Annotated in this window: 7 protein-coding genes; 2 read left to right on the top strand and 5 right to left on the bottom strand. The window is 75.3% G+C overall.

From position 1 onward, the window contains the following. The 4 genes from B7P34_RS33330 to B7P34_RS33315 form a co-directional block, all read right to left on the bottom strand. A partial coding sequence (locus B7P34_RS33330) for a DMT family transporter (RefSeq protein ID WP_106681905.1) occupies positions 1-929 on the bottom strand: 929 nt, incomplete at its 3' end. A 274-nt stretch (positions 930-1,203) separates the two neighbouring features. Next, complete coding sequence (locus B7P34_RS33325) at positions 1,204-2,166, bottom strand: LysR family transcriptional regulator (protein WP_106681904.1); 963 nt, start codon at positions 2,164-2,166, stop codon at positions 1,204-1,206. 13 nt (positions 2,167-2,179) lie between these two features. Further along, complete coding sequence (locus tag B7P34_RS33320) at positions 2,180-3,097, bottom strand: TIGR03619 family F420-dependent LLM class oxidoreductase (protein ID WP_106681903.1); 918 nt, start codon at positions 3,095-3,097, stop codon at positions 2,180-2,182. A gap of 58 nt (positions 3,098-3,155) precedes the next feature. After that, positions 3,156-4,313, bottom strand: coding sequence for an MFS transporter (locus tag B7P34_RS33315; RefSeq protein ID WP_106681902.1), 1,158 nt, complete (start codon positions 4,311-4,313; stop codon positions 3,156-3,158). 297 nt (positions 4,314-4,610) lie between these two features. Here B7P34_RS33315 and B7P34_RS33310 point away from each other — a divergent pair, with 297 nt between their 5' ends. Continuing rightward, on the top strand, positions 4,611-6,281 hold the full coding sequence (locus tag B7P34_RS33310; RefSeq protein WP_106681901.1) for a glutamate--tRNA ligase: 1,671 nt from the start codon (positions 4,611-4,613) through the stop codon (positions 6,279-6,281). Positions 6,282-6,372: 91 nt separating this feature from the next. Here the strand turns inward: B7P34_RS33310 and B7P34_RS33305 are convergent, their stop codons facing one another. Further along, complete coding sequence (locus tag B7P34_RS33305; RefSeq protein ID WP_223268492.1) at positions 6,373-6,930, bottom strand: helix-turn-helix transcriptional regulator; 558 nt, start codon at positions 6,928-6,930, stop codon at positions 6,373-6,375. 357 nt (positions 6,931-7,287) lie between these two features. Between B7P34_RS33305 and B7P34_RS33300 the strand changes: the two genes are divergently transcribed. Beyond that, positions 7,288-10,274, top strand: a 2,987-nt coding sequence (locus B7P34_RS33300; protein ID WP_146167002.1) for a type I polyketide synthase, incomplete at its 3' end; no start/stop codon positions are given.

Raw genomic sequence — 10,274 nt, 5'->3', positions numbered from 1 at the left:
ACGGGGGCCGTGCCCACGCGGGCCGCCGGTCCGGCGTCCGCGGCCGGGGCGGGTGCGGGGGCGGGCTTGCGGCGCAGCAGGGCGGTGGCGGCGAGGACGGCCGCGGTGCCCAGGAGGACGGTCCAGCCGAGGGGCTCGTCGAGGAAGACGGCGCCCAGGACGACGGAGACGACGGTCATGAGGTAGATGACGGTGGCCGCCGCTGCGGCGCCGTCCTTGGTGATGATGATGGTGTTGAGCAGGACGGCGAAACCCGTGCAGACGATGCCCAGGATGATCAGGGCGACGACGGAGTCCGTACGCCACTTGACCGCTTCGAGGCCGATGAAGGGCACGGCGATCAGCGTCATGACGGCGGCGATGGCGAGCTGGCCGCCGGCCAGCATGAAGACGGGGATGCCGCGGCCGGCCAGGAAGCGCCCGACGTAGGCGAAGCTGCTGCCGAAGCTGACGGCGCCGAGCACGAAGCAGACGATGCTGCCGGTCGAGGCGTGCGTGCCGTCGCTCCAGGGCGCGGCGACGAGGACGACGCCGAGCAGGCCGATCACCATGCCCCAGACGCGGGCCGCGCCGAGGCGCTTCTCGGAGCCGAGGAGGACGGCGGCGCCGAGGGTCCACACGGGGCCGGTGCCGCTGACGATGCCGGCGATGTTGCTGGAGCCGGTGCGCTCGCCTTCGGCGAACAGCAGCCAGGGGACGGCGTTGCCGAGGAAGGCCGCCACGGCCATGTGGCCGAGGACCTTCTTGTCGCGGGGGAGCTTCTGGCCCTTGGCCACGCCGATGGTCAGCAGGACGGCGGCGCCCAGGACGAGGCGGACGAACACCATCTCCACGGGGGAGAAGGCGTATCCGGAGATTTTGATCCACAGGAAGACGGAGCCCCACAGCAGGCTCAGGGCGGAAAGCCGCAGGACGGCACCCTTCGACATGATTCTCCTCGGCGTCGCGGTGCCCCGGGGGTCCGGGCGGTCACGTCCACGGACGGGGCATTCGGGGTATTTCGGTCTCGTTGAGGGCAGGGCCGTGCCGGGCGCAACAGGGGGAGAGACAAAGGGTGTTGCGGCGCCGGTACGGGCCGAGCCGGGCAGAGTCCCGGGGGTGGTGCGGCGGCCGGGCTCTGGGATAGAGCCTCACACCGCCGCCCCCGCGGCGTCCATCGAGGGATTCTTCCGATGACCGTGAAGACGGGCTAACGGTTCGCCCTTACGGTTCTCCGCCGTCCTCCGAGCGGGCCGAAGCGGCCGCCTGCGCCAGGGCGTCGACGACGGCCGCGACCTGCGGCAGGCTCCCGTCGCCCGCGCGCACGGCGGCGAAGACCTGCCGGCAGGGCGCGTCGTCGAAGGTCTTCACGACCACGCCCGAACGGGCCGCCGAGCGGGCCAGGCGCGGGACGAGGCTGATGCCCATGCCGTGCCGGACGGCCGCGAACGTGGCCTCCCAGTCGCCGATGGCGTGCGTGGCGCGCGGCGTGAACCCGGCGGCGGCGCAGGCGGCCAGGGGGATCTCCTGGCACATGCCGGCGGTGGCGAAGATCCACGCCTCGTCGGCGAGGTCGGCGAGCGTCAGCGACGCCGCCTCCTCCAGCCGGTGGCCCAGGGGCAGGGCGACGTCGAAGATCTCCTGCATGAGGGGGAACTTCTCGAACCGCGGGTCGCCGACGGGCGCGTTCGGGGACTCCACGGCGATGACGACGTCGGTGCGCCCGTCGGCGAGCATCTCGAAGCTGACCGGCGGGTCGACCTCGGCGAGGGTCGTGCGCAGCTGGGGCCGGCTCTCCTTGAGGATGGCGGCGGCGGGCAGGATCAGCGGGGTGAGGGTGGTGGCGAAGCCGGCCACCGACACCTCGCCGGTCTCCCCCTCGCGCCAGGCGGCCACCGCCTCGTGGAGCCGGTCGGTCCAGGTGAAGATCTCCTCGGCGTGGCGCAGCACGATGCGGGCGGCGCCGGTCAGGCGCAGCCGGCGGCCGGCCGGTTCGGTCAGGCGCACGCCCAGCTCCTTGGAGAGGGCGGCGAGTTGCTGGGAGACGGCGGAGGGCGTCAGGTGCAGGGCGGCCGCGGCGGCGCTGACCGTCTTGCGGCGGTCGAGCTCCGCCAGGATTCTCAGGCGGCGCAGGTCCACGTCGGGGTGGCGCGGCACCGGGGCCGCGCCGGGGCTGGGTGTGGTCATGCTGCGGGCAACATCAGCGCAGGCGCTGCTGTTCCGGGTCGATGACGGTACGGGCGAGGATTTCCAGGGTGTCGAGGTCGCGGGCGTTGCGCTCGGGCGTGCGGGGCTCGCCGGGGAACGTCGGGTCGAGGACGACGGCGGGTGCGCCCAGGGCGTCCAGGAGGGCCAGGTCCTGGTGGATCTCGTCCAGGCTGCCCTCGCCCATGAGCCGGCCGTTGCCCAGCGGGCGGGCGGTGACGCGGAGTTTGATGCGGGGCACGAGCGCGGGCACGGGCAGGCCGAGCTCCTTCGCCGTCCGCTCCAGGGCGGGCAGGCCGTAGCCGGTCAGCCACTGGGCGGTGACGGAGGTGGGGTGCCAGGCGTCGCCGAAGCGGACGGCGCGGCGCAGGGCGCCGGGGCTGTGCCCGCCGACCCACACGGGCGGGCCGGGGCGCTGCAGGGGTGCCGGGCCGGTGTGCAGGTGGTCGAAGGACACGAACTCGCCGTGGTGGCTGACCACGTCGTTCGCCCAGCAGGCCTTGATGACGGCGAGGTACTCGTCGCTCCGGGCGCCGCGGCGGGCGTAGGGGACGCCGAGCGCGGCGAACTCGCCCGGGGCCCAGCCCGCGGCCGCACCGAGGACGAAGCGGCCGCCGCTGAGCCGGTCGATGGCGGCGGCCATGCGGGCGGTGAGGACGGGGTGGCGGTACGGCAGGATCGTGACGGTGGTGCCGAGCCCGATCGTGCGGGTGACGCCGGCCAGGTAGGACAGCACGGTGAAGGGGTCGTAGAAGGGGGCGGCGAACAGGCGCTGCACCTCGGGGGTGGGGGCGACGTGGTCGGACACCAGCAGGTGGTGGTAGCCGAGCTCTTCGAGCCGCCCGGCCCACTCCCCCAGGGTCTCGGGGGTCGCGCCGGGGCCGTAGTTGGGAACGTTGACGCCGAACTTCACGGGGTCCTCCGGTGGTTGGCGGCCGGGTGGTGCGGCCGGGGGAAAGGGGCTGGGGGGACTACGGGGTACGGGCCGGTGCCCGGGGTGCGAAGCGGGCACGGGCGCCGGTCAGGTGCACGGCCAGGCCGAGCGCCGCGCAGCCCGCCGCGGCCAGCGGCAGGAAGCGGGTCGGAAGGCCCGCCGCGAGGGCCGCGCCGCCGAGCGCGGCGCCGGCCGATCCGCCGAGGTAGGTGGCCGAGCTGTTGAGGGCGAGGGCCGCGGCCCCCCGCGCGGGCCCGGCCGCCAGCAAGCGGTGCTGCTGGGGGACGACGAAGGCCCAGCCGGCCGCGCCCCACACGGCCAGCAGCGGCCACAGCCACCACGGTCCGCGGGCGAACGCGATCGCCGCCAGGGCGAGGGCGAGGGCCGACAGCAGCAGCCCGGTCAGCAGCCCGGGACGGGGAACGCGGTCGAGCAGGGGGCCGACGGCGAAGCTCCCCAGCACGCCGCCCAGTCCCCACACCCACAGCCCCGCGCCGCCGGGTCCTCCGTCCGCCGCGTCCAGCACGGGCAGGAGGTACGTGTAGAGGCCCAGGCTGGCGACGGTCTGGCAGAAGGTGGTCAGGACGGCGGCGCCGGTCCGGGGGTCCTTCAGCTGCGCGGCGCGCTCGGCGAGCGAGGGCAGGGGCGCGCTCTCCATGGACGGCAGCAGGAGGGCCGCGCCGAGGTGGGCGGCGGCGCCGATGCCGGTCACCAGCCACAGCGCGGACCGCCACCCGGTGTGGCCGGCGAGCAGCAGGCCCACGGGGACGCCGAGGACGGTGCCGCAGCTGAGCCCGCCCAGGACCACGGCCAGGGCGCGGCCCCGGCGTTCGGGCCCCGCGAGGAGGGACGCGGCCGCGGCGGCGGTGGGCATGAAGACGCCGGCCGCCGCGCCCGCCACGACGCGCGTGGCCGCCAGGCTCACCGCGTCCGGGGCGAGGGCGCCCGCGGCGTTGGCGAGGGTGAACGCGGCCAGGGAGACGAGCAGGACCCGGCGCACGCCCAGGCGGCCCAGCGCGGTCTGCGCGAGCGGGGCGAGGAGCGCGTAGGAGACCGTGAAGACGGTCACGAGCTGACCGGCCGCCGCGGTCGAGCCGCGGAGCTCGCCGGAGATCTGCGGCAGCAGTCCGGCCGTCATGTAGGCGTCGGTGCCCACCGCCAGGGCGCCCAGCGCCGGCAGGATCACGCGCAGCACGTCGGCATCCCTCCTCTCCGTCGGGACCGGCCCCCTTGCGGGGCGGCCGGGAAACAGCGTGGCCCACCCCCCGGCGTGGCGGGCCGGTGCGCGGCGCGGAGGGTTCGGGTTCCCACATCACCGTCGGGGCGGGCACGGGGCGCGGGCGCCGGGGCGGCCTAGTGTCGGCACCCGGACACCCGTTCTGTTCACCGCAGTTGAGCGTCGGCCGGTCGATCCGCCGACGCGTTCACCGCTGCCGCACCATCACCGCTGCTCCATCACCGCTGCCGCTGTTGCCCGACGGAAGGACGTGCCATGCAGGACCGTGACGTCATCGATTCGTGGTTCCCCGCCGACCTGCGCTCCTGCGAGGTCTGGGAGGAGCGCTTCGCCCCGCGCAGTCTCGCCCCGGGCGCGCACGTGACGCGCTTCGCCCCCAGCCCGACGGGCTCCGTGCACCTGGGCGGGCTGTACGTCGCGCTGCTCGCCCAGGAGGCGGCCCGGCGCAGCGGCGGCACGTACGTCGTGCGCATCGAGGACACCGACAAGCGCCGGGAGGTCGCGGGCGCCGCGGAGGAGTTCGCGCGGGTCTTCGGCTACTTCGGCCTCGAACCCGACGAGGGCGCCGGCCGGCCGGGTGCCTGGGGCCCGTACCTGCAGTCGGACCGGGAGGCCATCTACCTCAGCTACGTGCGCGAGCTGGTGCGCACGGGGCAGGCCTACCCGTGCTTCTGCTCGCCGGAGGTGCTCGGGCGGAACGCGGAGGAGCAGCAGCGCGCCCGGTCGCCGCTCGGCTACTACGGCAAGTGGGCGCGGTGCCGGGGGCTGAGCGTGGAGCAGGCGCAGGAACGCGTCGCCGCGGGCGAGGCGTTCACCGTCCGCTTCCGCTGCCCGGTGGGGCTGCCGGGCCGGGTGCGCTTCCGCGACCGGGTCCGCGGCGCCCTGACGATGCTCGACAACGGCAACGACGTGGTGATCCTGAAGTCGGCGGAGCAGGGCCGGCGGCTGCCCACGTACCACTTCGCGCACGTCGTCGACGACCACCTGATGCGGGTGACGCTGGTGATCCGCGGCGAGGAGTGGATCTCCTCGCTGCCCGTGCACCACCAGCTGCACCGCGCCCTGGGCTTCACGCCTCCCCAGTACGCCCACATCGCCCCGCTGATGAAGGTCGAGGGCTCCAGCAGGCGCAAGCTCAGCAAGCGCAAGGACCCGGAGTCCGCCGCCGCGTTCTACCTGACCGCGGGCTACCCGGCGCAGGCCGTGCGGCACTACCTGCGCGGCCTGGCCAACAGCCGGCTGGCCGACCTGCCGGCGGGCCGCGCACTGGCCGAGCCCGTGCGTCTGGAGGAGGCGGGAACGGCCGGCCCCATGGTGGACCTGGGCAAGCTGCGCTCGGTCAGCCGCGACTACATCGCCTCGCTGTCCCCGGACGAGGCCCTGCGGGCGCTGTCGGCCTGGGCCGAGGAGCACGACCCCGGGCTCGCGCGCGTGCTGCGGACCCACCGGCACTTGGCCGTGCAGGCCCTGGAGATCGGCCGGAGCGGTACGGGCACGCCGCGCAAGGACCTGGCCTGCTGGAGCGAGTTCCGCAGCGCGTACGGGTTCTTCTTCCCCGAACTCCACACCCCGGTGGGCGCGCTGGACGACGTCCGGCTGGGGCTGCCCGCCCGGCAGGTCGCCGAGCTCGTCACCGACCTCGCCGGCAGCTACCGGCACACCGGCCCCGCCGAGGACTGGTACGCGCAGTGGCGCGAGCTGGCGCGGCGGCACGGTTTCGCGCCGGACGTGCGGACGTACCGGGCGGATCCGCAGGCGTACCACGGTTCGGTGCGCGAGGTGGTCAACGTGCTGCGCGTGTGCGTGACGGGCACGGACCGCAGCCCCGACCTCTTCCAGGTCGCCCGCGCCCTGGGCGAGGCGGAACTGCTGGACCGGCTGCGCCCGTTGGCGGACGCGGCGGCCGCGGAGCACGCCATCGCGTAGCGCTCGCAGGATCCGGGAAGTGACGGGCGCCGTGCGGGCCGGAGTTCCGGCCCGCACGGCGCCCGTCGCTCTTCGCGCCGCCGGAAGCGGCTCAGCCGGCGGCCGCGAGCTCGCCGGACCTGGGCAGGCCGCCCTGGATGGCGACGGCGAGCTGCGCGCGGCGGCTGATGGACAGCTTCCGGTAGATCCGGGTGATGTGCTGCTCCACGGCACGGGGCGAGACGGCGAAGCGCTCGGCGATCTGCCGGTTCGTCAGGCCGGCGAGCATCATGCGGGCGACGCGCCACTCGTGCGCGCTGAGCTGCGCGTCCGTGCGCGACCCGGCCTCCGCCGCCGGTCCGCTCTCCCCGGCGGGCCCGGGGCGTGCGGGCGCGGCGGCCGGCGGCTGCTCGGCGGCCTCGACGAGGGCCTCCAGGGCCCTGATGCGCGTCTCCAGCACGAGGTGTTCCTGTACGTACGGGTCCTCGCCGAGCACCTGCTGGAGCTCTCCGCGGGTGGCGGCCTTGACGACGAGGGTCTCGCCGCAGCCCTCCCGCCAGGAGCCGCCGTGCAGCAGCACGCCCAGGCGGGACATCCTGCGCCAGTAGGTGCTGTGCGCCGGAAGCGTCCGCCGCAGGCGGTCGTCGTCCCGGAACTCCCTGTCGACCACGTACCTCACCGTCACTGCCCCCGCCTGTCGTCCGTCGTGAAGCCTGTCCGCCATGAACTGGCGAATAAATTTATATTGGCATGCAATCTTGAACTCAAGCCCAACTTTTCGGAAGGACTGCACCCCCGCCCGGCGCCGAGCAGGCGTCACAGAAACCGATCAACCGGGATGTAACGGACGGCGGATGACGCGGATTCAGCCAGTCCAAGGAGAGACCTCCAGGCCAACATTGATCTCCAGTGCATCTTTGGACCACAATCGCCCACGCCAGTGGGGCCGTCGCTTCCTCTCTCGCCGCCCCGCCGCTCCGCACACGTTCGGCAATGACCTTCAGCACGTGACGAAGTGGGGTTTCACATGGACGTCTTGGCTCCCGCACGCACCGTCGCCGTAGTGGGGATGGGATGCCGCTTCCCGCAGGCCACCGGGACCGGCGAGTTCTGGCACAACCTCCTCGCCGGGCGGGACTGCGTCACGGCCGTCCCCCGCGAGCGATTCGACATCGCCCCCTACCACACCGACACGCCCGGCACCCCGGGCAAGACCGTCTCCCGCCACGGCGGCTTCCTGGACGACCCGTTCTCCTTCGACGCCGCCTTCTTCGGCATCTCCCCCGCCGAAGCCGCCGGCCTCGACCCCCAGCACCGGCTGCTGCTGCCCGTGGTCTGGGAGGCCCTGGAGGACGCCGGCATCGCCCCCTCCTCCCTGGCCGGCAGCCGGAGCGGCGTCTTCATCGGGCAGGCCACCGCCGACTACGCCGACGGGGGCCGGCACACCCTCGGCGACGTCACCGGAAGCCACCTGCGCGCCATGGCGGCCGGCCGCATCTCGTACGCCCTCGACCTGCGCGGCCCCAGCATGACCCTGGACACCGCCTGTTCCTCGTCCCTGGTCGCCGTGCACTCCGCGCGCCAGAGCCTGCTCAGCGGCGAGACCCGGCTGGCGATCGCCGGCGGAGTCAACGTCATCCTCTCCCCGCAGGACGCCATCGCCTACTCGCAGGCCGCGATGCTCTCCCCCGGCGGCCGCTGCAGGTTCGGCGACGCCGGCGCCGACGGGTTCGTCCGCAGCGAAGGGGCCGGCGTCGTCGTCCTCAAGCTCCTCGCGGACGCGCTGCGCGACGGCGACCCCGTGCTCGCCCTGCTGGCCGGCAGCGCCGTGACCAACGACGGGCGCGGCAGCGGGCTGCTCCTCAAGCCCGCCGTCTCCGGCCAGGTCGACATGCTCACCGCCGCGTGCGCGAGCGCCGGGGTCCGCCCCGCCGACCTCGCCTACGTCGAGGCCCACGGCACCGGCACGCCGGTCGGCGACACCGTCGAACTGCGCGCCCTGGCCCGGGCCCTGGAGGACCTGCCCGCCGGCCGGCGCATGCGCACGGGCTCGGTCAAGAGCAACATCGGGCACACGGAGGCCGCCGCCGGCATCGCCGGGCTGATCAAGACGATCCTCGTCGCCCGGCACGGCGTCGTGCCCGCGTCGCTGCACCAGCACACGCCCCACCCCCTGCTCACCCGCCCGGGCTTCCCCGTCGAGGTCGTCACCCGCAACGAGCCTTTGCGGCGGGCGGAGGACGGCGCCGGAGCGCCGGGCGGGCGCACCCTGCTGGGCGTGAGCTCCTTCGGGCTGTCCGGCACCAACGCCCATGTCGTCGTGGCCCGGTACGACGTCCCCGAGGCCGTGTCCGGGGCACCCGCCGCGGTGTTCCCGCCGCACACCACGGCCCCGGCGGCGGCCCGGCGCACCGAGCCGCCCGCCGTGCGGCCGGTCCACCTGCTCGTCCTCAGCGCCCGCTCCCGCTCCTCCCTCCTCCGGCTGGCCGCCGCCTACGCCGAGCACCTCGGTCCCGGCGGCGCGGGCCGCGACCTGCCGCTGCGCGACGTCTGCGCCACCGCGGCCCTGCGCCGCGACGCCCACCCCTACCGGCTGTGGGCCACCGGCGCCGACCACGACGGGCTGGCCCGCGTCCTGCAGGACCTGGCCGCCGGCACCGGCACGCCGCACGGCGCCCTGGGCCCGGGCGTCTTCGGGCCCCCGCGCCGCACCGTGCTCGTCTTCCCCGGGCAGGGCTCGCAGTGGGCGGGCATGGGGCGGTCCCTGCGGGCGTCCTCCCCCGCCTTCGCCCGCGCGCTGCACGCCTGCGACGAGGCCGTGCGGCACGAGGCCGGGTGGTCGCTCGCCGAGCTCCTCGACGCCCCGGAGGAGGACTTCCCCACCGAGGTGGACAAGGTCCAGCCCCTCCTGTGGGCCGTCGAGGTGGCGCTCGCCGCGCACTGGCAGGACATGGGCGTGACCGCCGACGCCTGCACGGGCCACAGCATGGGCGAGGTCGCCGCGGCCGTCGTCTCCGGCGCCCTCACCACGGCGCAGGGGGCCGCCGTCATCTGCCGCCGCAGCCGCCTCATGCGCACCGTGGCCGGGCAGGGCGGCCTGCTCGCGGCCGAACTGGCGGGGGCCCAGGCGCAGGAGACCGCACTGCTGGAGGGGCCGGGCGTGTGCGTGGCGGCGGAGAACGCCCCCACCACGACGGTCCTCGCCGGCGACCTGGCCGCCCTCCACCGCGTCAAGTGCCGCCTGGACGCCGCCGGCGTCTTCAGCCGCTTCGTCAAGGCCGACGTCGCCTCCCACTCCCCCCTGATGGACCGGCTCACCGGCCCGCTCCGCGAGCAGCTCGCGGACCTGGCCCCGTCGGCCGCCGGCATCCCCCTGCACTCCACCGTCCGCAGCGCCCCCGTCGGCGGCCACGAGCTGGACGGCGCCTACTGGGCGGCCAACCTGCGCGAGCCCGTACGGTTCCACGACGCCGTCCAGACCCTGGCCAAGGCGGACGACTCCGTCTTCGTCGAGGTCAGCCCGCACCCCGTCCTCCAGGCCGCGATGGAGGAGACCCTCGCCGAGACCGGCGCCCCCGGCGCCGTCGTCGCCTCCGGCCACCGCGGCCGGGACGAGAACGCGGAACTGGCCGCGGCGCTCGGCCGGCTCTTCGCCGCGGGCGGGCGCGTCGACTGGGAGCGCTGGTTCGGCGGCCCGGCCCGGCACGTGCCGCTCCCCGCCTACCCCTGGGACGAGCAGCACCTGCGCCGCCCGGACACCCCGGACCCCGCTCCCCCGGCGGCCGGGGGCGTCACCGCCGAGTTCCCCCAGGACCCCGGCGCACCCGCCGTCTCCCTGCGCGGCCTGGTGCCCGTTCCCCCGGTCGTCCACCTGCGCGCCCTGCACGAGGCCGCCGCGGCAACGGCCCACGAGGGCCGGGAAGCCGGCGCGGCCTTCGTCGTCAAGGACGCGCGCCTGACCGCCGGTGCCGCCGCCGTCACCGCCGCCGGCGGGCCGACCCTGCGCGCCCGCCT

The sequence above is a fragment of the Streptosporangium nondiastaticum genome, from assembly GCF_003011965.1.
In the GTDB taxonomy this organism is placed as follows: Bacteria; Actinomycetota; Actinomycetes; order Streptomycetales; family Streptomycetaceae; genus Streptomyces; species Streptomyces nondiastaticus.
Note: the sequence above shows the minus strand (reverse complement) of the source record. Positions and strands in the feature narration are given on the sequence as shown.